The organism is Streptomyces flavotricini, assembly GCF_020639365.1.
In the GTDB taxonomy this organism is placed as follows: Bacteria; Actinomycetota; Actinomycetes; order Streptomycetales; family Streptomycetaceae; genus Streptomyces; species Streptomyces flavotricini.
The window spans coordinates 6,326,052-6,347,662 of record NZ_JAINUL010000001.1; the positions used below are offsets into that span (position 1 = coordinate 6,326,052).

General features: G+C 71.6%; 18 protein-coding genes. 9 read left to right on the forward strand and 9 right to left on the reverse strand.

Annotated features, from left to right (window positions below; all coding sequences use genetic code 11):
• Positions 1 to 466: 466 nt before the first annotated feature.
• From K7B10_RS28835 to K7B10_RS28855, 5 genes are all read left to right on the forward strand, one after another.
• Positions 467 to 1,366 carry a TraR/DksA family transcriptional regulator gene (locus tag K7B10_RS28835; protein WP_229340456.1) on the forward strand — a complete coding sequence of 300 codons (900 nt, stop codon included), beginning with the start codon at positions 467 to 469 and terminating at the stop codon, positions 1,364 to 1,366.
• 131 nt (positions 1,367 to 1,497) lie between these two features.
• Positions 1,498 to 2,058: a signal peptidase II gene (lspA, locus tag K7B10_RS28840; RefSeq protein ID WP_030863691.1), complete on the forward strand. Its 561-nt coding sequence runs from the start codon at positions 1,498 to 1,500 to the stop codon at positions 2,056 to 2,058.
• A gap of 41 nt (positions 2,059 to 2,099) precedes the next feature.
• Positions 2,100 to 3,041 (forward strand): RluA family pseudouridine synthase, encoded by a 942-nt coding sequence (locus K7B10_RS28845; RefSeq protein ID WP_229340458.1) that lies wholly within the window; start codon positions 2,100 to 2,102, stop codon positions 3,039 to 3,041.
• Complete coding sequence (locus K7B10_RS28850; protein WP_229340460.1) at positions 3,038 to 3,505, forward strand: GNAT family N-acetyltransferase; 468 nt, start codon at positions 3,038 to 3,040, stop codon at positions 3,503 to 3,505. Before K7B10_RS28845 ends, K7B10_RS28850 begins: the two co-directional genes overlap by 4 nt.
• Positions 3,506 to 3,725: 220 nt before the next feature.
• On the forward strand, positions 3,726 to 5,318 hold the full coding sequence (locus K7B10_RS28855; protein WP_229340462.1) for a Na+/H+ antiporter: 1,593 nt from the start codon (positions 3,726 to 3,728) through the stop codon (positions 5,316 to 5,318).
• Between the two features lie 43 nt (positions 5,319 to 5,361).
• Here the strand turns inward: K7B10_RS28855 and K7B10_RS28860 are convergent, their stop codons facing one another.
• Positions 5,362 to 6,378: an SDR family NAD(P)-dependent oxidoreductase gene (locus tag K7B10_RS28860; protein WP_229340463.1), complete on the reverse strand. Its 1,017-nt coding sequence runs from the start codon at positions 6,376 to 6,378 to the stop codon at positions 5,362 to 5,364.
• Positions 6,375 to 7,559 carry a UDP-N-acetylglucosamine--N-acetylmuramyl-(pentapeptide) pyrophosphoryl-undecaprenol N-acetylglucosamine transferase gene (locus K7B10_RS28865; protein WP_229340465.1) on the reverse strand — a complete coding sequence of 395 codons (1,185 nt, stop codon included), beginning with the start codon at positions 7,557 to 7,559 and terminating at the stop codon, positions 6,375 to 6,377. Before K7B10_RS28865 ends, K7B10_RS28860 begins: the two co-directional genes overlap by 4 nt.
• A gap of 72 nt (positions 7,560 to 7,631) precedes the next feature.
• Here K7B10_RS28865 and K7B10_RS28870 point away from each other — a divergent pair, with 72 nt between their 5' ends.
• Both K7B10_RS28870 and K7B10_RS28875 read left to right on the forward strand, forming a co-directional pair.
• A complete protein-coding gene (locus K7B10_RS28870) occupies positions 7,632 to 8,345 on the forward strand; it encodes a response regulator transcription factor (RefSeq protein WP_229340467.1) in 714 nt (237 codons plus the stop codon).
• Complete coding sequence (locus K7B10_RS28875; RefSeq protein WP_229340469.1) at positions 8,342 to 9,862, forward strand: sensor histidine kinase; 1,521 nt, start codon at positions 8,342 to 8,344, stop codon at positions 9,860 to 9,862. Before K7B10_RS28870 ends, K7B10_RS28875 begins: the two co-directional genes overlap by 4 nt.
• Here K7B10_RS28875 and K7B10_RS28880 read toward each other — a convergent pair.
• Positions 9,780 to 10,832, reverse strand: coding sequence for a mechanosensitive ion channel family protein (locus K7B10_RS28880; protein WP_229340471.1), 1,053 nt, complete (start codon positions 10,830 to 10,832; stop codon positions 9,780 to 9,782). The genes K7B10_RS28875 and K7B10_RS28880 overlap by 83 nt on opposite strands.
• A 57-nt stretch (positions 10,833 to 10,889) precedes the next feature.
• Here K7B10_RS28880 and K7B10_RS28885 point away from each other — a divergent pair, with 57 nt between their 5' ends.
• Positions 10,890 to 11,468 (forward strand): dienelactone hydrolase family protein, encoded by a 579-nt coding sequence (locus K7B10_RS28885; RefSeq protein ID WP_229340473.1) that lies wholly within the window; start codon positions 10,890 to 10,892, stop codon positions 11,466 to 11,468.
• 67 nt (positions 11,469 to 11,535) lie between these two features.
• Here K7B10_RS28885 and K7B10_RS28890 read toward each other — a convergent pair whose 3' ends face one another.
• The 5 genes from K7B10_RS28890 to K7B10_RS28910 all read right to left on the reverse strand — a co-directional run bounded on the left by K7B10_RS28890 (position 11,536) and on the right by K7B10_RS28910 (position 17,452).
• Positions 11,536 to 12,486 (reverse strand): zinc metalloprotease, encoded by a 951-nt coding sequence (locus K7B10_RS28890; protein ID WP_229345486.1) that lies wholly within the window; start codon positions 12,484 to 12,486, stop codon positions 11,536 to 11,538.
• Positions 12,487 to 12,719: 233 nt separating this feature from the next.
• On the reverse strand, positions 12,720 to 14,393 hold the full coding sequence (locus tag K7B10_RS28895; protein ID WP_372481480.1) for an alkaline phosphatase D family protein: 1,674 nt from the start codon (positions 14,391 to 14,393) through the stop codon (positions 12,720 to 12,722).
• 110 nt (positions 14,394 to 14,503) lie between these two features.
• Positions 14,504 to 15,298 carry a thioredoxin domain-containing protein gene (locus tag K7B10_RS28900; RefSeq protein WP_229340477.1) on the reverse strand — a complete coding sequence of 265 codons (795 nt, stop codon included), beginning with the start codon at positions 15,296 to 15,298 and terminating at the stop codon, positions 14,504 to 14,506.
• A 55-nt stretch (positions 15,299 to 15,353) separates the two neighbouring features.
• Entirely contained in the window at positions 15,354 to 16,043 is a 690-nt protein-coding gene (locus K7B10_RS28905; RefSeq protein ID WP_229340479.1) for a hypothetical protein, read from the reverse strand.
• 83 nt (positions 16,044 to 16,126) lie between these two features.
• Positions 16,127 to 17,452, reverse strand: a complete 1,326-nt coding sequence (locus tag K7B10_RS28910) for a DUF2252 domain-containing protein (RefSeq protein WP_030863723.1) — start codon at positions 17,450 to 17,452, stop codon at positions 16,127 to 16,129.
• Between the two features lie 157 nt (positions 17,453 to 17,609).
• Between K7B10_RS28910 and dnaE the strand changes: the two genes are divergently transcribed.
• Entirely contained in the window at positions 17,610 to 21,152 is a 3,543-nt protein-coding gene (gene dnaE, locus K7B10_RS28915; protein ID WP_229340480.1) for a DNA polymerase III subunit alpha, read from the forward strand.
• Between the two features lie 105 nt (positions 21,153 to 21,257).
• Here the strand turns inward: dnaE and K7B10_RS28920 are convergent, their stop codons facing one another.
• Complete coding sequence (locus K7B10_RS28920; protein ID WP_229340482.1) at positions 21,258 to 21,425, reverse strand: hypothetical protein; 168 nt, start codon at positions 21,423 to 21,425, stop codon at positions 21,258 to 21,260.
• Positions 21,426 to 21,611 lie beyond the last annotated feature (186 nt).

The window sequence follows — 21,611 nt, forward strand, 5'->3', positions numbered from 1 at the left end:
CGAAGCCGGTTCTACTGGCCCCACGGGGATCCGTACGGGCTTTCTTCCGGCGGCTCAGGGGTGATCCTTCGCATCGCGCTCGCCCCCGGGCTCTCACCGTCCCCGGGTCGCTCCTGGCTGCGTCCGACGCTACTCGTCCCCGTCCATGCCTTTCGCTGGGCCCAGTGTACGGGGCGGGGGCGCGCTCGGCAGACCGGTTTACGGGGGGTCGGGTCGGGGGTCGCGGCGGGGCTCGGGACCGGGTTCGCGGCCGGGGCCGGGCGGGTGGCGGCGTGACCCGAATGGGCCGGTGCGCCGGTCCGGGCTCCGGTGGGACGGGAGTGGCGGATTACCGGGCTCCCTGCTGGGCACAACGGATGCAGGTTGGCATCGATGGACGCGTGCCCCGTTGCCGCGAGGCCGGAGTCGATTTATCGTTCCGGCACGATTCGCGAGCAAGATCACAGTATGTGAAGGGGCCGCGGCCATGGTGGCGAAGAAGACCGCCGGGAGAACTGCCGAGAAGGCTGTCGGAAAGGCCGTCGGGAAGGCCGCGGCGGCCGAGGGTGCGGCTCCGGCCCGGAAGAAGACGACCGCCGCCGGGAAGACGACGGTCGCGAACTCCACGACCCGGGCGCCGGCGAAGTCGGCGACGAAGGCCGTGGCCAAGGCCGTGGCCAAGGCTGTGGCGAAGGCGGCGGAGAAACCGGCGGCCAAGGCGGCCGACAAGGCGCCCGTCGAGAAGGCGAATGCCAAGAAGGTGCCCGCCAAGAAGGCGGGTGCCAAGAAGGCGACCGGCGTCGGGAAGACGACCGCGAGGAAGGCCACGGCCAAGGCGGCCGCGGCCGAGGGGGCGGCGCAGGCCGCGCAACAGACGGGAGCCCGGAAAGTGGTTGCCAAGAAGAGCACCGGCACGGCCAGGAAGACGGCTGCGGCCGCCACGAGCGGACTGCCGAAGGTCAGGGTCACGGCAGCAACGGCCCTGGCGCCGGGCGAGCTGGCCGTACGGCCCGGCGAGGACCCCTGGACCCCGGCGGAGGTGGCCGAGGCCCGTGCCGAGCTCCAGAGCGAGGTGCTGCGCCTGCGCGACGAGCTCCAGGCCTCCGACGCGGCCATCTCGGGCCTGATGCGGGACTCCGGCGACGGAGCGGGCGACGACCAGGCCGACACGGGCACCAAGAACATCACCCGGGAGTCCGAGCTGGCCCTGGCCGCGAACGCCCGCGAGATGCTCGAACAGACCGAGCGGGCCGTGGAGCGGCTGGACGCGGGCACGTACGGGCTCTGCGAGAACTGCGGCCAGCCCATCGGGAAGGCCAGGATGCAGGCCTTCCCGCGGGCGACGCTGTGCGTGGACTGCAAGCAGAAGCAGGAGCGCAGGCACTGAGGGGCCACGGGCCGGGCTGCCGCCGCGGGCGGACCCTGACGTACTCTCGTGTCTCGTCGGGGTCCAGGGGCCCGGCGGGGCCGTAGGGCCGCGTCGTCGGCGACCTGGTTCGAGCTAGTCGAGGGACTCACGTGGCAGAGGCGGAGAGCATCATCGGTACGCCGGAGGTCGGGGACGACGCCCAGCCGGAGTCCGCCGCGCCCAAGGGGCGTCGGCGGATCGTCGCGCTGCTCGTCGTCGCGCTGCTCGCCTACCTGCTCGACTTCGGCAGCAAGATGCTGGTCGTCGCGAAGCTGGAGCACGAGCCGCCGATCCGGATCATCGGCGATCTGCTGAAGTTCGAGGCGATCCGCAACCCGGGCGCCGCGTTCGGCTTCGGCGAGGCCTTCACCATCATCTTCACGTGCATCGCGGCCACCGTGATCATCGTGATCGTGCGGCTGGCCCGCAAGCTCTACAGCCTGCCGTGGGCGATCGCCCTGGGCCTGCTGCTGGGCGGCGCGCTGGGCAACCTCACCGACCGGATCTTCCGTTCGCCCGGGGTGTTCCGGGGGGCCGTGGTCGACTTCATCGCACCCGCCCACTTCGCCGTCTTCAACCTCGCGGACTCGGCGATCGTGTGCGGCGGCATCCTGATCGTGCTGCTGTCCTTCAGGGGTCTGGACCCGGACGGCACCGTCCACAAGGACTGATCGCGGGACGGGTGCACCGTCGAGTCCTGCATACTCGACAGGTGAGTACGATTCCCGAGATCCGCACCCTGCCCGTTCCCGATGGCCTCGAAGGCGAGCGCGTGGACGCCGCCATCGCCCGCATGTTCGGTTTTTCCCGGACGAAGGCGGCCGAGCTCGCCGCCGCGGGGAAGGTGTCGGTCGACGGCAGCGTCGTCGGGAAGTCCGAGCGCGTGCACGGCGGCGCCTGGCTCGAAGTCGAGATGCCCGCGCCGCCGCGGCCGGTCGAGCTCGTCGCCGAGCCGGTCCCGGGCATGGAGATCGTCCATGACGACGACGACATCGTCGTCATCATGAAGCCGGTGGGCGTCGCCGCCCACCCGAGCCCCGGCTGGACCGGCACCACCGTCATCGGCGGCCTCGCCGCCGCCGGGTACCGCATCTCCACCTCCGGCGCGTCCGAGCGCCAGGGCGTCGTGCACCGACTCGACGTCGGCACCTCCGGCCTGATGGCCGTCGCCAAGTCGGAGCGCGCGTACACCTCGCTGAAGAACCAGTTCCGCGAGCGGGTCGTGGACAAGCGCTACCACGCGCTCGTCCAGGGCCACCCCGACCCGATGAGCGGCACGATCGACGCGCCGATCGGGCGCCACCCCAGCGCGGACTACAAGTGGGCCGTGACCCAGGAGGGCAAGCCCTCCGTCACCCACTACGACCTGATCGAGGCCTTCCGCGCGGCCTCACTGCTCGACATCAAGCTGGAGACGGGGCGCACGCACCAGATCCGCGTGCACATGTCCGCGCACCGCCACCCCTGCGTCGGCGACCTCACGTACGGCGCCGACCCGACGGTGGCCAAGCGGCTGGGCCTGACCCGGCAGTGGCTGCACGCGGTGCGGCTCGGGTTCGAGCACCCGGCGGACGGCCAGTGGGTGGAGTTCGAGAGCACCTACCCGGCGGACCTGCAGCACGCGCTGGACGTGATCCGGGCCGAGAGCGAGTGACCGCTTTCACGGTCCGGGTGGCCGGGACGGAGACTGACCTGGCGGCGTGCTTCGCGGTGCGGACCGAGGTGTTCGTGGTCGAGCAGTCCGTACCGGAGTCGATCGAGTACGACGCGTACGACGCGGTCGCGGTGCACCTGCTGGCCGTGGGGTCCGACGGGGAGCCGCTGGGCACCGGCCGGCTGCTGCACGGACCGGCGGCGCAGGCCAAGACGGGCGGCGACCCGGCGGTCGGCTCGCTGGGGCGGCTCGCCGTACGCAAGGCCGCGCGCGGGCTGGGCGTCGGGGTGGCACTGGTCCGGGCGATCGAGGCGGAGGCGGCCCGGCTGGGCCTGACCGCCGTGGACCTGGGCGCGCAGACGCACGCGCTGGGCTTCTACGAGGGTCTCGGGTACGAGGCCTACGGCCCGGAGTTCGAGGACGCGGGCATCCCGCACCGGGCGATGCGGCGCGCACTGCCGTAGCCCCGGCCGCGAAGCCCTGCGCCGGGCAGGAGTCGGGTGCGCCGAGGGGCGCGGAGGCAGGGCCCCGGCCGCGCGGCACCGGCCCGCCCGCATCGTGCCCCGCCCGCGGTCGGCGTGCGGGGCAGCGTCCCGGCGCGGGCTCGCCCGGCTGGTGTGCCGACACGCGGAAGCGGCCTTCCGACCGCAGGGCCCAGCGGCAGCGGCCTGGCAGGGTGGGGGAGTGGATCAGCTTGCTCTGCTGTTCGTGCTGCTGCTCGGGGCCGTGGTCAGCGTCCCGCTCGGGGACCGGCTCGGGCTGCCCGCGCCCGTCCTGATGACCGTCGGCGGGGTCGCGCTCGCGCTGGTCCCGGCCGTGCCGAACGTCGACGTCCCACCCGAGTACATCCTGCCGCTCGTCCTGCCCCCGCTGCTCTACGCCTCGGCGCAGCGCACCTCCTGGCGGCAGTTCGCCGCCAACGTCCGGCCCATCCTGCTGCTCGCCGTGGCCCTCGTGTTCGTCACGACCGCCGCGGTCGCCGCCGTCGCGAACGCCGTCGTCCCCGGCCTGCCGCTCGCCGCCGCGGTCGCGCTCGGCGCGCTCGTGGCCCCGCCCGATCCCGTCGCCGCGACCGCCGTCGCCGGCGCCCTCGGGCTGCCGCGCCGCATGGTGTCGATCCTGGAGGGCGAGGGCCTGTTCAACGACGTCACCGCGATCGTGCTCTACCACGTGGCCATCTCCGCCGCCGTCAGCGGCAGCTTCTCCTGGCCGGACGCGCTGGGGGAGTTCGTGCTCTCCGCCGTGGTCGCCGTCGCCGTCGGGCTGGGACTGGGCTGGGCCGCCAACGCGCTCATGGGGCGGCTCGGCGATGCCACGCTCCAGATCGGGCTGACGCTGCTGGTGCCGTTCGTGTCGTACGTGGTGGCCGAGGAGCTCCAGGGGTCGGGGGTGCTGGCCGTGCTCACGACGGCCCTGTTCCTCGCGGAGTACGCCTCCGACGCGGACGACGTGCTCGGGCGGCTCGCCGGGCACACGTTCTGGGAGGTCGTGGACATGCTGGTCACGGGCGTGGCGTTCGGGCTGATCGGGCTGGAGCTGCACAACGTGTTCGGCGTCGCTGCCGGCCGCGAGTGGGAGATGGCGGGGTGGGCGGCCGCCGTGACCGCGGTCGTCGTCGGCGTACGGCTGCTGTGGCTGCTGCCGGCCGGCTGGCTGGCCAAGCGGCTGCACAAGCGGCGCGACTACGACGAGGAGATCCCGCTGAGCTGGCGGGAGAGCGTGGTGATGTGGTGGGCCGGGATGCGCGGGGTGGCCTCGGTGGCACTGGCGCTGGCCATTCCGCTGACGGTGGACGGCGGGGCGCCGTTTCCCGGGCGGGACCAGATCATCTTCATCGCGTTCGCCGTGATCATGGTGACGCTGGTCTGCCAGGGGCTGACGCTGCCCTGGCTGGTGCGGCTGCTGGGCGTGGAGGCCGACGAGGACGCCGAGCGGGAGACCGAGCGGAAGCTGGCGATCCGCGCGGCGAAGGCGGCGAAGCGGCGGCTGAAGGAGATCGAGGAGGTGGAGGACCTGCCGGAGGACCTGGTGGAGGTGCTGTACCGGCGGGCGTACGACGTGGGGGCGAGGATCAGCCCCGACATGGTGGACGAGGAGCGGCGGGAAGCGTACGCGAAGCGGGTGGAGCGGATCCGGGACGTCCAGCGGATCCAGCGGGAGATGATGTCGGCGGCGCGGCACGAGGTGCTGGCCGCGCGCAGTGAGCCGGGCGCGGACCCGGAGATCGTGGACCGGGTCCTGCGCCACCTGGACGTCCGCAGCCTCCGCAGCAGTTAGCGGGGGTGCGGCTCCGCCCGGGGGCGGGCGGAGCCGCACCCGGTCAGACCTGGTAGCGGGACGGGGCGAAGAGGTCGGGGTTCGAGGCGATCCAGTCCGAGGTGAGGGACAGGCCCCGCGTCAGGGAGACCCGCGGCGTCCAGCCCGCCCAGTCCCGGGCGCGGGAGTTGTCCGACAGCAGGCGGTGGACCTCGCTTCCCGTCGGGCGGAGCCGGGACGCGTCCACCACGACCTGCGCGTCGCGGCCCGACGCCGCGATCAGCGCCCGCGCCAGGTCGCCGATCGAGATCTCCTCGCCCGTACCGAGGTTGACCACCTCGCCCAGCGCCCGGTCGCACTCCGCCACCGCGAGGAAGCCCTCGGCCGTGTCCGTCACGTACGTGAAGTCCCGGGTCGGGGACAGGGAGCCGAGCCGGATCTCCCGCGCCCCCGCGTGCAGCTGCGCCAGGATCGTCGGGATCACGGCCCGCGCCGACTGGCGGGGGCCGTACGTGTTGAACGGCCGGACCACCGTCACCGGCAGCTCGAACGCGTGGTGGAACGACAGCGCCATCATGTCCGCGCCGATCTTGGACGCCGAGTACGGGGACTGCGGCTGGAGCGGGTGCGATTCCGCTATCGGGGCCGTCAGCGCCGTGCCGTAGACCTCGCTCGTGGACGTGTGCACCAGCCGCCGCACCCCGTGCCGCCGGCAGGCCTCCGCCATGTTCTCCGTACCCGTCACATTGGTCTGCACGTACGCGCCCGGCGAGGCGTAGCTGTACGGGATCCCGATCAGCGCCGCCAGGTGGAAGACGGTGTCGCAGCCCTCCACCGCGTCGCTGACCCGGCCCGCGTCGCGGATGTCGCCCGCCCACATCTCGACCGGGCCGTCGGGGTCGGCGAGGTGGTGCGCCAGGTGGCCCTTCTCCGCGTACGGCTTGTAGTGGACGAAGGCGCGGACCCGGGCGCCCCGCGCCACCAGCAGGTCGACCAGGGTGGAGCCGATGAACCCCTCGGCTCCGGTGACCAGGACCGTACGGCCCGTCCAGGGGTTCACGGTGTTCGTGTGGGTGTTCATATCCGCTCCAGGGTGGGAAGGGGGACGCCGGCCACGCGGAGGACCTCCGCCGCCAGCAGTTCGGCGGCCCGAGCGTGCGGGCCGGGGTCGGCGGCGCCGGCCATCGCGGCCAGCCGGGCCGGATCGGCCAGCAGCGGACCGAGCAGCACCGCAAGCCGGTCGGCGGTGGTCGCGGCATCCGGCAGCAGCAGGCCCGCGCCCGCGTCGACGAGGACCCGGGCGTTGTGGGTCTGGTGGTCGCCGGGGGCGTGGGGGTACGGGACGAGCAGGGCCGGGACCCCGGTCGCCGCCAGCTCCGCCACCGTCGCGGAGCCGGCCCGGCACACCACCAGGTCGGCGGCCGCGTACACGAGGTCCATCCGGTCCAGGTACGGCACGGCCCGGGCGACGCGCTGCCCGCCGCGGGCGGCGAGATCGGCGGCGGTGTCCGGCAGCGCCTTCGGACCCGTCTTGATCAGCATCTGTACGTCGTCCCGCCCCTGCCAGAGCCCGGCCAGCCCGACGGCGGCCGCGGTGAGCCGGGCGGCGCCCAGGCTGCCGCCGTTGAAGACGATCAGGCGGCGTCCGTCGGGGACGTGCAGGGCCCGCCGGGCCTCGGCGCGCAGGACCGCCCGCTCCGGCCGGGTCAGGCCGGCCAGCCGGGCGAGGGCGGCGGAGATCGGCATTCCGGTGGTCAGCGCGTGCGCCCCGCCCGCCAGATGGGCCCGGCTGCGGTCGAAGGCCACCGCGATGTGCGGGGTGAGCCGGGCCGCGAACTGGTTGGCGCGGCCCGGCACCGCGTTGGACTCGTGGATGACGGCCGGCAGTCCCGCCATCCGCGCCCCCAGCACGGCCGGCGCGCTCGGGTAGCCGCCCATGCCCACGACGGCGTGCGCGCCCTGGGCCCGGATCACTGAGCGGGCCTGTCCCGCCGAGCGCAGGAGCGCCGCCGGGAGCAGATAGCGCTTCGCTCCGAGCGAGGGGTCGAAGGGGATCATGTCGACGGTGTGCAGGCGGTACCCGGCGCCCGGAATCAGCTCGGTCTCCAGGCCCCGCTCGGTCCCGATGAACGAGACCACGGCATCCGGGACGGCCGCGCGCAGGGCCTCGGCGAGGGCGAGCCCGGGGTAGATGTGGCCTCCGGTGCCGCCCGCGCCGATCACCACGGACAGGGGCCGGAGGGAGGTGCGTCGTGTGGTCATGGACGCAGACTTCCGGTGCGCCCTAAGAACGTTCTAAGAGGTTCTCTCAGAACTCTTTGGCAGGCTTTGCCCATGAGCAGCACGAGCGGTACGGGTGGCACGGGCGCGCAGCGGATCCTGGTCGTGGACGACGAGCCCGAGGTGCGGGCCGCCGTCCAGGACGGGCTGGCCGTCGAGGGGTACGAGGTGCGGGGAGCCGGCGACGGGCTGGCCGCGCTGTCCGAGGTGGCCGGCTGGCAGCCGGACGCGGTGGTGCTCGACGTGATGATGCCCGTACTGGACGGGCTCGGGGTCTGCCGGCAGCTGCGCGCGCTGGGCGACCGTACGCCCGTACTCGTCCTGACCGCGCTGGACTCGGTGAGCGAGCGGGTCGACGGTCTGGAGGCGGGCGCCGACGACTACCTCGTCAAGCCGTTCGCGCTGGACGAGCTGGTGGCCCGGGTCCGGGCCCTGCTGCGGCGGGCCGCGCCCGATCCGGCCGGCGCGGAGGTGCTCGCCTTCGCGGACCTCGTACTGGACCCCGGGACGCGCACCGGAAGGCGCGGCGGGCGGCCGCTGGAGTTCAGCCGGACCGAGGCGGCGCTGCTGGAGCTGCTGCTGCGCCACCCCGGACAGGTGCTGCCGCGGGAGCTGATCCTGGAGCTGGTGTGGGGGCGGGACTTCGGACCGGACTCCAATTCCCTCGCCGTGTACGTCGGCTACCTGCGGCGGAAGCTGGAGGCGGGCGGCGAGCCGCGGTTGGTGCACACCGTCCACGGGGTCGGATACCGGCTGGGCCCGGCGTGAGCGCCGCCGGGCGGGGGCGGCGCCGGCTCGGCGCTCCCTGGCGCAGACGCCGGCCGCTGCGGACCCGCCTGGCGCTGGCGGTCACCTCGGCGGTGGCGCTGGTCGCGGTCGGGGTGTGCACGGCGGCCTTCTTCGTCGTGCGCAGCGCCCTGTACGAGCAGCTGAACCTGAGCCTGACCCAGTCCGCGCGGCTCGCGGCGCAGCGCAACCCTGACTCCGGGCCGGACACCCTGGCCGGGGAGTGCCGCTTCCTGGCGGCGCCCGCCTGCGCGGAGGTGGTGCCGGCCGACCCGGCGGACGATCCGGCCAAGCCCCGTCTGCTGCCGGTGGACTCCGCGACGCGGGCGGTGGCCGCCGGGCGGCACGCGCCGTTCTACACGGACATCGTGCACGCCGGGCACCCGACGCGGATGCTCACCACCGACTACGCGAAGGGCCGGGCGCTCCAGGTCGCGCTGCGGGCCGACACCGTCGAGAAGGGGATCGAGGAGGCGGCCTGGTGGCTGGCGCTGATCGGCGCGGCCGGGGTGCTGGTGGCCGCCGGGCTCGGGTACTGGGTGTCGCGGACCGGCCTGGCCCCGGTGACCCGGCTCACGGCCACCGCCGAGCGGATCGCGGCGACGCGGGATCCCCGGCACCGGATCGAACTGCCGCCGCCGGGGCCGCCGGGGAGGGAGGACGAGATCACGCGGCTGGCCGGGAGCTTCAACACCATGCTGGGCGAGCTGGAGCAGTCGGTCACGGCGCAGCGGCGGCTGGTCGCGGACGCGTCGCACGAGCTGCGGACCCCGCTGACGGCGCTGCGGACCAACGCGGAGCTGCTGGCGCGGGGGGAGCGGCTGACGCCGGCCCAGCGCGAGCGGGCCTCGCTCGCGCTGGGCCGGCAGTTGCGGGAGGTGACGGGGCTGGTGAACGACCTGATCGAGCTGGCCCGGGACGAGGAGCCGCAGCCGCTGGTGGAGCAGGTACGGCTGGCGCCGCTGGTGGAGCACTGCGCGGAGGCGGCGCGGGCGCACCGGCCGTCGGTCCCGGTGCGGGTGCGCGTCCGCGGGGCGGAGACGGTGGTGGTGCCGGGCGTACCGGCGCGGCTGACCCGGCTCGTGTCGAACCTGCTGGACAACGCGGCGAAGTTCAGCCCCGCGGGGGCGCCGGTGGAGGTGGAGCTGGTGTCGCCGGGCGGCGCCGGCCGGGCCGAGCTGACCGTACGGGACCACGGTCCGGGCATCGCGGCGGAGGACCTGCCGTACGTCTTCGACCGCTTCTACCGGGCCGGGGCGGCCCGCGCCCTGCCGGGCTCGGGGCTGGGCCTGGCGATGGCCCGCCAGATCGCCCGGGCGCACTCCGCGGAGCTCGTGGCGGAGCCGGCACCGGGCGGCGGAGCCCTGTTCCGCCTGACGTTCCGACCCGGGCCGGGGCCGGGCCCCGGTCAGAACGTCAGGACGGGCTCGGGCGCGGGTCCGCGGGGGAGGTGGCGATGCGGGGCAGGGCGTACGGGTGGTGGGCCAGGAGCCAGCTGATCAGGCGCTCGCGGACCTGGCAGCGGACGGTCCAGATGTCCGTCGCGTCCTTCGCCGTGACCACCGCCCGGACCTGGATGGTGTGCGGGGTCGTGTCGGTGACCGCCAGGGTTCCGGTGCGGCCGTCCCATTCCGGGATCTCCTCCAGGATCCCCAGGAGCTGCTCCCGCATCAGGTCGAGCGGTGCGCTGTGGTCCAGGTGCCAGAAGACGGTCCCGGTCATCTGCGCGCCTCCGCGGGACCAGTTCTCGTACGGCTTGCCTGTGAAATACGACACAGGCATCGTGATCCGGCGCTCGTCCCAGGTGCGGACCACCAGGAAGGTCAGGGTGATCTCCTCGACCGTCCCCCACTCCTCGTCCACGACCACCGTGTCCCCGATCCGCACCGTGTCGCCGAAGGCGATCTGCAGTCCGGCGAACAGGTTGCCCAGCGAGGACTGGGCCGCGATGCCCGCCACGATGCCGAGCACGCCCGCGGACGCCAGCATCGAGGCGCCGACCGCCCGCATCGGCGGGAACGTGAGCAGCATCGCCGCCACCGCGACCACCACGACCACCGCCGTGACCACCCGGTGGATCAGCGTCACCTGGGTGCGGACCCGCCGCACCCGCGCGTCGTCCGGGTTCTGGGCGGCGTAGCGGGCGTACGAGGCGTCCACGACCGCCGTCGCGATCCGTACCAGCAGCCACGCCGCCGAGCCGATCAGCACGAGGGTCAGGGCGCGGCCCACGGCGAAGACGTACTCCGGGCCGATCCCCATCCGCCGGTGGGATCCGTACAGCAGCGTCGCGCACAGCACGAGCTGGAACGGCAGCCGGCAGTGGCGCAGCAGCCCCCACAGCGGGGTCTCGCTGTGCCGGGCGTCGGCGCGGCGCAGCAGCAGGTCCAGCAGCCATCCGGCCAGCAGGGTGACGACCAGGGCGCCGCCGACGACGGCGATCGGGCGCAGAACGGTGTCCGTGTCCATGCACCTCAACGTAACCGGAAGCAGGGCTCGGGCCCTTCCCATCCGACGAATGGCACGATGGGGTACATGAACATCGTGCTCTTCCATTCGACGTACGGGCTGCGGCCCGCGGTGCACGCGGCGGCCGACCGGCTGCGCGCGGCCGGTCACCAGGTCCAGGTGCCGGACCTCTTCGAGGGACGCACCTTCGAGACCGTCGAGGAGGGCATGGCCCACCGGGACGAGATCGGCCGCGACGAGCTGCTCAAGCGCGCGGTGCTGGCCTCCGCCCCCCACTCCGACCAGGGTCTGGTCTACGCCGGCTTCTCCTTCGGCGGCTCCGTCGCCCAGCACCTCGCCCTGGCCGACGAGAAGGCGCGCGGGCTGCTGCTCCTGCACGGGACGGCGGACCTGGACGAGGACACCGCGGTCGACGAACTGCCGGTGCAGCTGCACATCGCGGACCCCGACCCGTTCGAGACGCACGACTGGCTGACGGCCTGGTACCTGCGGATGCAGCGCGCCGGGGCCGACGTGGAGGTGCACCGCTACCCGGGTGCCGGGCACCTGTTCACGGATCCGGACCTCGACGACTACGACGCGGAGGCCGCGGAGCAGACCTGGAAGGCGGCCATCGGCTTCCTCGACTCCCTGTAGCGCAAAGGGTGAGGGGCGGGGCACGAACCGCGTGCCCCGCCCCTCACCGTTTCACGTCACGTGGTGACTAGCCGCGGTACGCGCTCCACATGCTCTTCATACGGGACACCTGGCCCGCGGTGAACTGGTACATGCACGAGTCGTACGTGTAGTCCATGAAGTTGTGGATCGGGTCGACGCCCGTCTTGTTGGTGCAGCTGTCACGGCCGGTCGGGCACTCGAACGCGGCGCTCTTCTCGGCCGGGGTGTCGGAGACGGAGTCGCCGCTGCCCGAGCAGCCGCCCTGGAAGGTGTGGTAGAGGCCCATCCAGTGGCCGACCTCGTGGGTGCCGGTGTCGCCCTCGTTGTAGTTGGCGGCGGAGCCGCCCGGCAGCGAGGTGTTGAGGATGACCACGCCGTCCATCTTGGGCTGCGAGGCGTAGGAGCTCGGGAAGGTCGCCCATCCGAGCAGGCCGCCGCCGAGGTTGGCGGTGTAGAGGTTGAGCGCGTTCGCGCCGCCCTTGCGCAGGGCGTTCTTCATGTCCTTCTCGGCCTGGGTGCCGTCCGAGACGTTGTACCAGGCGGCGTTGTCGGTGTAGTCGGTGGAGACCAGCGAGAACTGGTAGCCCGAGTCGACGTTGCCGGTGCCCTTGCCGCTGTAGGCGGAGTTGAGGACCGCGATCTGGTTGTTGATGTCCGTGGCGGTCAGCTTGCCGGCGGTGCCCGAGGTGATGACGTGGACGTACACCGGGATGGTCGTCGCGGCGGTGGCCTCGGCGGCGCGCATCTGGCGCTGCGGGCCCAGCTCGGCGCTCTTCTTGGCCAGGTCGGCGTCCATGGCCTTGACCTGGGCGTCCGTCACCTCGTTGGGGTCGGCCGCGCTCTTGTCCTTCGGGCGGGCGACACGGGCGTTGGCGGAGGCGCCGGCGGTGCCGGCGTCGGCACAGGCCTCGGCGCCGGTCTTGGGTGCCGCGGCCACGGTCGTGGGGACCGTGAGCGGGGCGAACGCCAGGGTTCCGGCCAGGACGGCCGTACCCATGAGGCGGCGGCGGAGCATGGGGGATATGCGGGCGGAAGCGCGCACGTTGACTCCTCGCGAAGCGTGGTGGGGGGTGAGGGTTTTCCTCACGCTGGCGCGAAGCTTATGTGTCCATGTCATGCACTGAGCAAGCCCTTTACGTAAAAGATTTGTTGCTTCTGGTGCCGAAGGGGCGCCTGGTCTGCATCAGACGCCCCTCCGAGCAACAGAATTGACATACCGTCAGAAGATGATCAGCTCACCGGCTGGTACGACCGCTCCACCTTCTGCGTGCCGTTCGCCGTGCGGTAGGAACGGGACCACGCGGTGGTGGCGGCCGGATTCCGCTTGTCGGACACCACGTAGTAGTCCATCTGCGAGCGCTCGGCCGTCACGTCCAGCACCCCGTAGCCGTGTGCGTCCATGTCCAGCCACTTCACGTGCCAGTTGGCGGCCTTGACCGCGGCTTCCGCTACCAGCGACGCGGTGTCCGCCGGCACGTGCAGGAGATCGTCGATGTTGTCGGAGGTCACCGACGTCACCACGAACTCGGTGGCCGCCGTACCCGAGCCCGGGTAGGTCGCCATGTTCATCGGGACCTCGTTCGCCCACGCCATGTGGATGTCGCCCGTGAGGAAGACCGTGTTCTTGATCTTCTGGTCCTTGAGGTGGTTCAGCAGCTCCTTGCGGTCGTCCGTGTAGCCGTCCCACTGGTCCACGTTGATCGCGAGGCCGCCCTCGGGCAGGCCCAGCAGCTTCGTCAGCGGTGCCAGCAGGTGCGCGGGCAGCGAGCCGAAGGCGACCGGTGAGATCATCACCGAGGTCCCGACCAGCTTCCAGGTCGCGTTGGAGCTCGCGAGGCCCGACTTGAGCCAGTCCAGCTGGGCGCGCCCGGTGATGGTGCGCTCCGGGTCGTCGACCGCGCCGCTGCCCACCTTGACCTGCTGGGAGCGGAAGGTGCGCAGGTCAAGCAGGTGCAGATCGGCGAGGTTGCCGAAGCGCAGCCGCCGGTAGACGGTGCCGGCCGTGGAGGTGCGGACCGGCATCCACTCGAAGTACGCCTGCTTGGCGGCGGCCGCGCGGGCCGTCCAGTCGCCCTCGGCGCCCGGGGTGTGGTTCTCCGCCCCGCCCGACCAGGCGTCGTTGGCGAACTCGTGGTCGTCCCATATCGCCACGATCGCGTGCGCGGCGTGCAGCGCCTGGAGGTCGGCGTCGGTCTTGTACCTGCCGTGCCGGGTCCGGTAGTCGGAGAGGGTGAGGATCTCGTGCTTCGGCTCGTGCGCGCGTACGACGTACTTCGCCTCGGGGTAGGCCCCGTTCGCGTACTCGTAGATGTAGTCGCCGAGGTGCAGGATCGCGTGCAGGTCGGTGCGGGCCGCCAGGTGGCGGTAGGCCGAGAAGTAGCCGGCCTCCCAGTTGGCGCAGGACACCACGCCGAAGCGGACCCCGGGGGTGCTCGCGTCGTGGCCCGGGGCGGTCAGGGTGCGCCCGACCGGGGAGACGGCGCCGCCCGCGGTGAACCGGTAGAAGTACGGGGTCTGCGGCCGCAGTCCGCGGACGTCGGCCTTGACCGTGTGGTCGGTGGCGGCGCTCGCGGTGACGGAGCCGCTCGCCACGATCCGGGAGAAGGCCTTGTCCTCGGCGACCTCCCAGGTCACCTGGGTGGCCGGCCCGGCGCCGGAGCCGGGTGCGGCCTCGGGGGTCGGGGTGACGCGGGTCCACAGCAGGACCCCGTCGGGCAGCGGGTCGCCGGAGGCGACGCCGTGCAGGAAGGCGGGCCCGTTCGAGGCCGCCGACGCGGGGGAGGCGCCCAGGGCGGCCGCCGCGAAGGGCGCGAGGGCGGCGGTGGCCGCAGCGGCCTTGACGACCGTGCGGCGGCGCGGAGTTGCCGCAGTGGGGGAGGGGAGATGACTGGTCACGGCCGGCATATTACTGACGGGTAAAGCCGCTGGTACACCCCTCGGAAAGCAACGGGCGGGCGAACTCTCGGAGTTCGCCCGCCCGTTCCCGTGCCCGGGGCTTTCCCCGGTTCGGCCGATCAGCCCGCGATGGCCTTGTCGACCTCGGCCGTGAACTCCTCCGGGGTCATCTTGACTTCGATCTTCTTGCCGTCCATCTTCAGCGACGGGGTGCCCGTCATGCCGCTCTTGTCGAACACCTTCGACATCTCGATCGCCCAGCGGTTGTACGTGCCGTCCTCGACGGCCTTCTTGAACTCGGCGTTGCCCTTGAGCGCCGGCACCTGGTCCGCGATCTTCAGCAGGTAGTCGTCCTTGCCGAACTTGTCATCGCGCTCCTCCGGGTGGTTCTCCTTGGAGTACAGGGCGGTCTTGTACTCCAGGAACGCATCGGGGCTGACGTTCAGCGCCGCGCCCAGCGCGCTCAGGGCGTTCTTCGCGCCGGTGCCGCCGAAGCCCTTGTCGAGGAAGGTGGCGCCGATGTACTGGATCTTGTACTTGCCGGCGTCGACGTCCTTCTTGATCTGCGGGCCCACGGACTGCTCGAACTGGGAGCAGACCGGGCAGCGCGAGTCCTCGTAGACCTCCAGGGTCTTCTTGGCGTCGGCCTTGCCTATGACGACCGTGGTGCCGTTGTCGCCCGTGGTGTTCTTCGGGGCGACCAGCGTCGCGTCGGCCGCCTTGTCCCACTCGCCGGGCTGGTTGGCCTGCACGACCAGGTAGCCGACGCCGCCGGCCAGGGCGAGGACGGCGACGACGGCGCCGGCCACCAGCACCTGGCGGCGCGCCTTGGCCTTCTTCGCCTGCTTCTCGCGCTCGGCGCGCAGCCGCTCGCGGGCCGCCGCCTTGTTCGCCTGGCTGTTGCGTGAACTCATGGTGATCTCCGTGGGGTGTGACGCGGGAAAGGGGGACTGCCGTACGTGGGGTCGGTCAGGCGCAGACGAGTGCGCCGCGTACGGGAGGTCCCCGGCGTCCCACGGAGTGGGCGGGGAAGCGGGTACGGGCCCCCGCGCCCGGAAGGGCCGGGCGCGGCACGCGCCGCACCGGGGCGAAGGCGGCCGCCGCGCAGGCGCCGACCAGGAGCAGCGGCCGGAACGCGAAGGCGGCCACCGCGCGCAGCAGCTGGCCCAGCGCCCGTTCCCCGTACCGCAGCCAGGCCGCGGCGAGCAGCCCGACCGAGACGTGGGCGCCGAGCAGCAGCCACGGGGTCCAGGGGCCGGGCGAGGCCAGCAGGGCCACCGCGTCGGGGACGGCTCCGGGCACCTCGGCCAGCGGTCCGCCCAGCGGCGGTCCGCCGCACAGCTCGTCGAGGCCGAGTGCCCGCAGCGGCCCGGCGACGGGCCCGCCGGCCGGGCCGTAGCAGACGTGCTGTCCGGCGGTGAAGACCGTGTCGGCGGCCAGCTCCAGCGGAACCAGCAGCCCGGCGATGGGGCCGAAGCCCCGCTCGCGGCCGGCCAGCGCGTACGCGAGCAGGAACACGCCGGCGAAGGCCCCGGCCACGAGGGCGGGGGGCAGCGGGACGCGGGACATCAGGACGTGCGAGCCGGCCGAGAGCAGCACGACGAGTGCGCTGAACAGCGCGGCACGCAGCCCTCTCAGCCCTGCCCTGGATATGTCCATCGCCGCGAGTCTGCCACGAGTCCCTGTGAAGAGGGGTCCCAGGTCCCGGAACGGCCGGTTCCCACGACCCCTCCCCGTAGGGCTCAGTGCATGATGCGGCCGTTGCGGAACAGGTCCACGAAGATCTGGTGGTCGGCGCGCGCCCGGGCCCCGTACGCGTGCGCGAAGTCGACCAGGAGCTCCGCGAAGCCCTCCTCGTCGGCGGCGATCGCCGCGTCGATGGCCCGCTCGGTGGAGAACGGCACCAGCGACTGGCCGCTCTCGGCCTCGTCGGCCGACGCGTGCATGGTCGCCGTCGCCCGGCCCAGGTCCGCGACGACGGCCGCGATCTCCTCCGGCTCGTCCAGGTCCGACCAGTCCAGGTCCACCGCGTACGGGGAGACCTCGGCCACCAGCTGGCCCGAGCCGTCCAGCTCGGTCCAGCCCAGCCACGGGTCGGCGTGCGCCTGCAGGGCGCGCTGGGAGATCACCGTGCGGTGCCCCTCGTGCTGGAAGTAGTCCCGCACGGCCCGGTCGGTGATGTGACGGGACACGGCGGGGGTCTGCGCCTGCTTGAGGTAGATCACGACGTCGTTCTCCAGGGCGTCGCTGTGCCCCTCCAGCAGGATGTTGTAGGAGGGCAGGCCGGCCGAGCCGATCCCGACGCCGCGGCGGCCCACCACGTCCTTGACCCGGTAGGAGTCGGGCCGGACCAGGGACTCGTCGGGCAGGGTCTCCAGGTACCCGTCGAAGGCGGCGAGCACCTTGTAGCGGGTGGCCGCGTCCAGCTCGATCGAGCCCCCGCCGGAGGCGAAGCGGCGCTCGTAGTCGCGGATCTCGGTCATCGAGTCCAGCAGGGAGAAGCGGGTGCGGGAGCGGGCCGAGCGCAGGGCGCCGAGCAGAGGGCCCTCGGCAGTGTCCAGGGTGAAGGAGGGCACCTCCTCGTTCTTGGCGCCGGTGGCCAGGCGGTGGATCCGCTCGCGGTAGGCGCCCGCGTAGGTCCGCACCAGTTCGCTGATCTGCTCGTCGCTGAGCGCCTTGGTGTAGCCGATCAGGGCGACGGAGGCGGCGAACCGCTTGAGGTCCCAGGTGAAGGGGCCGACGTACGCCTCGTCGAAGTCGTTGACGTTGAAGATCAGGCGGCCGTTGGCGTCCATGTACGTGCCGAAGTTCTCGGCGTGCAGATCGCCGTGGATCCAGACCCGGCCGGTCCGCTCGTCCAGGTAGGGACCGCCGTGCCGGTCGCGCTCCAGGTCGGCGTAGAAGAGGCAGGCCGTGCCGCGGTAGAAGGCGAAGGCCGAAGCCGCCATCTTGCGGAATTTGACCTGGAAGGCCGCGGGGTCGGCGGCGAGCAGCTCACCGAATGCGGTGTCGAACACATCGAGTATCTGCTCGGCGCGCTGCTCGTTCGTCGTCTCGGGGACCGCCATGGCGGGGTGCCTCCTGGTGGCGCGGGGTGGTTCGTTTTTCGGACAGGTGTCCTTGGGTCTGCAACGGATGAAGGTACCGGTCGGTGCCCGGGTCGTGTCACTCCACCGACGTAGACTTCGAGGCTGCCCCCCTCGTTCCCCCCGGAGGTCTGCCACCGTGACCAAGCCGCCGTTCACGCACCTGCACGTACACACCCAGTACTCGCTGCTGGACGGTGCCGCGCGGCTCAAGGACATGTTCGCCGCCTGCAACGACATGGGCATGACGCACATCGCGATGTCCGACCACGGCAACCTGCACGGTGCGTACGACTTCTTCCACACCGCCCAGAAGGCCGGCATCACGCCGATCATCGGCATCGAGGCGTACGTGGCACCCGAGTCCCGGCGCAACAAGCGGCGCATCCAGTGGGGCCAGCCGCACCAGAAGCGCGACGACGTCTCCGGTTCCGGTGGTTACACCCACAAGACCATCTGGGCCTCGAACGCCACCGGCCTGCACAACATCTTCCGGCTGTCCTCCGACGCGTACGCCGAGGGCTGGCTCACGAAGTGGCCGCGGATGGACAAGGAGACCATCTCCAAGTGGTCCGAGGGCCTGATCGCCTCCACCGGCTGCCCGTCCGGCGAGGTGCAGACCAGGCTGCGCCTCGGCCAGTTCGACGAGGCCGTGCAGGCCGCCTCCGACTACAAGGACATCTTCGGCGCGGGCCGCTACTTCCTGGAGCTGATGGACCACGGCATCGAGATCGAGCGCCGGGTCCGCGACGGGCTGCTGGAGATCGGCAAGAAGCTCGGCATCCCGCCGCTGGTCACGAACGACTCGCACTACACGTACGCGAGCGAGGCCACCGCGCACGACGCCCTGCTGTGCATCCAGACCGGCAAGAACCTCTCGGACCCGGACCGCTTCCGCTTCGACGGCACCGGCTACTACCTCAAGTCGACCGACGAGATGTACGCGATCGACTCCTCGGACGCCTGGCAGGAGGGCTGCGCCAACACGCGGCTGGTCGCGGACCAGATCGACACCGAGGGCATGTTCAAGTTCCGGAACCTGATGCCGAAGTTCGACATCCCGGAGGGTCACACCGAGGTCAGCTGGTTCCGCGAGGAGACCATGCGCGGCATGCACCGCCGCTACCCCGGGGGCATCCCGGACGACCGGATGCAGCAGGCCGAGTACGAGATGGACACGATCATCTCGATGGGCTTCCCGGGATACTTCCTCGTCGTCGCCGACTTCATCATGTGGGCGAAGAACCAGGGCATCGCGGTGGGTCCGGGCCGAGGCTCCGCGGCCGGCTCGATCGTCGCCTACGCCATGGGCATCACCGACCTCGACCCGATCACCCACGGCCTGATCTTCGAGCGGTTCCTGAACCCCGAGCGCGTCTCCATGCCCGATGTCGACATCGACTTCGACGAGCGTCGGCGCGTCGAAGTGATCCGGTACGTGACCGAGAAGTACGGCGCCGACAAGGTCGCCATGATCGGCACGTACGGCACGATCAAGGCCAAGAACGCGATCAAGGACTCCGCGCGCGTCCTGGGCTACCCGTACGCCATGGGCGACCGGCTCACCAAGGCCATGCCCGCCGACGTCCTCGGCAAGGGCATCCCGCTCTCCGGCATCCTCGACCCGACGCACCCGCGCTACGGCGAGGCCGGCGAGATCCGCGGGATGTACGAGAACGAGCCCGACGTGAAGAAGGTCATCGACACCGCCCGCGGTGTGGAGGGCCTGGTCCGCCAGATGGGCGTGCACGCCGCCGGCGTCATCATGTCCAGCGAGACGATCACCGACCACGTGCCCGTCTGGGTACGGCACACCGACGGCGTCACCATCACCCAGTGGGACTACCCGAGCTGCGAGTCGCTCGGCCTGCTGAAGATGGACTTCCTCGGCCTGCGCAACCTCACGATCATGGACGACGCGGTCAAGATGGTGAAGGCCAACAAGGGGATCGACATCGACCTCCTGGCCCTGCCGCTCGACGACCCCAAGACCTTCGAACTGCTCGGCCGCGGTGACACCCTCGGCGTCTTCCAGTTCGACGGCGGGCCCATGCGCTCCCTGCTGCGCCTGATGAAGCCCGACAACTTCGAGGACATCTCCGCCGTCTCGGCCCTGTACCGGCCGGGCCCGATGGGCATGAACTCGCACACGAACTACGCCCTGCGCAAGAACAAGCAGCAGGAGATCACCCCGATCCACCCGGAGCTGGAGGGGCCGCTCGAAGAGGTGCTCGCGGTCACCTACGGCCTGATCGTCTACCAGGAGCAGGTCCAGAAGGCCGCCCAGATCATCGCCGGGTACTCGCTCGGCGAGGCCGACATCCTGCGCCGCGTGATGGGCAAGAAGAAGCCCGAGGAACTGGCGAAGAACTTCGTCATCTTCGAGGAGGGCGCCAGGGGCAAGGGCTTCAGCGACCAGGCGATCAAGGCCCTCTGGGACGTCCTGGTCCCCTTCGCCGGCTACGCCTTCAACAAGGCGCACTCGGCCGCGTACGGCCTGGTCTCCTACTGGACCGCCTACCTCAAGGCGAACTTCCCGGCCGAGTACATGGCCGGCCTGCTCACCTCGGTCAAGGACGACAAGGACAAGTCCGCGATCTACCTGAACGAGTGCCGGCGCATGGGCATCAAGGTGCTCCCGCCGAACGTCAACGAGTCCGAGCCGAACTTCGCGGCCCAGGGCGACGACGTGATCCTCTTCGGCCTCACCGCGGTGCGCAACGTCGGCCAGAACGTCGTCGAGTCGATCATCAAGACCAGGAAGGCCAAGGGGAAGTACTCCTCCTTCCCCGACTTCCTGGACAAGGTCGAGGCCGTCGTCTGCAACAAGCGCACCGTCGAGTCGCTGATCAAGGCCGGCGCCTTCGACGAGATGGGCCACACCCGCAAGGGCCTGGTCGCCCACCACGAATCGATGATCGACAACGTGGTCGCGGTCAAGCGCAAGGAGGCCGAGGGGCAGTTCGACCTCTTCGGCGGAATGGGTGACGAGGGCGCGAGCGACGAGCCCGGCTTCGGGCTCGACGTCGAGTTCTCCGACGTCGAGTGGGAGAAGTCCTACCTGCTCGCGCAGGAGCGCGAGATGCTCGGCCTGTACGTCTCCGACCACCCGCTCTTCGGCCTGGAGCACGTCCTGTCCGACAAGACGGACGCCGGCATCTCCCAGCTGACCGGCGGTGAGCACTCCGACGGCGCCGTCGTCACCATCGGCGGCATCATCTCGGGCCTCCAGCGCAAGATGACCAAGCAGGGCAACGCCTGGGCCATCGCCACCGTCGAGGACCTCGCCGGATCCATCGAGTGCATGTTCTTCCCCGCGACGTACCAGCTCGTCTCCACGCAGCTGGTCGAGGACACCGTCGTCTTCGTCAAGGGGCGCCTCGACAAGCGCGAGGACGTCCCCCGGCTCGTCGCCATGGAGATGATGGTCCCCGACCTCTCCTCCGCCGGGACGAACGCACCCGTGGTCCTCACCATCCCCACGGTCAAGGTCACTCCCCCGATGGTCACCCGGTTGGGCGAGATCCTGCGGCACCACAGGGGCAACACCGAGGTCCGCATCAAGCTCCAGGGACCGCGGTCCACCACCGTGCTGCGCCTCGACAAGCACCGGGTACAGCCCGACCCGGCGCTCTTCGGCGACCTCAAGGTGCTCCTCGGGCCGTCCTGCCTGGCCGGATAACGCCGGTCGCGGGGCCCTCGCAGGGGCCCGCACCCGTAGCCCAACGTGAAGAGGGGCGCGCCCAGAGCTCTGGGCGCGCCCTCGTGCGTGCTGCTCGCGGAGGCGTCAGTTGTGGCCGAACTTCTTCTGCTTGCCCTTGCGGGCCATGTCCATCGGACTCGGGGAGCCGCCCGAGGGCTCGGACACCGATTCCGTCGAGGTCTTCGCCGGATCCTGCGACGACGAGCGGGGCTGCTGCTTCTGTTCGTGCTGGCGGTTCTTGTTCTTGGCCATGGTGGAGCCTCCGTGAGGGTCTAGGGGCCAGGACCGCCTTCACCCTCACACGGCGCCACAAACCGCGCATTTTGGATCTTTACTGCGTGTAGTCGGCAGCCCGCCGCCCGGTGCCCGTGAAACATCCGCCACGCCGATGATCGAGTTCCGGCCGTCAACACCCTTGCGGTCGGGCAGACTCGGGGA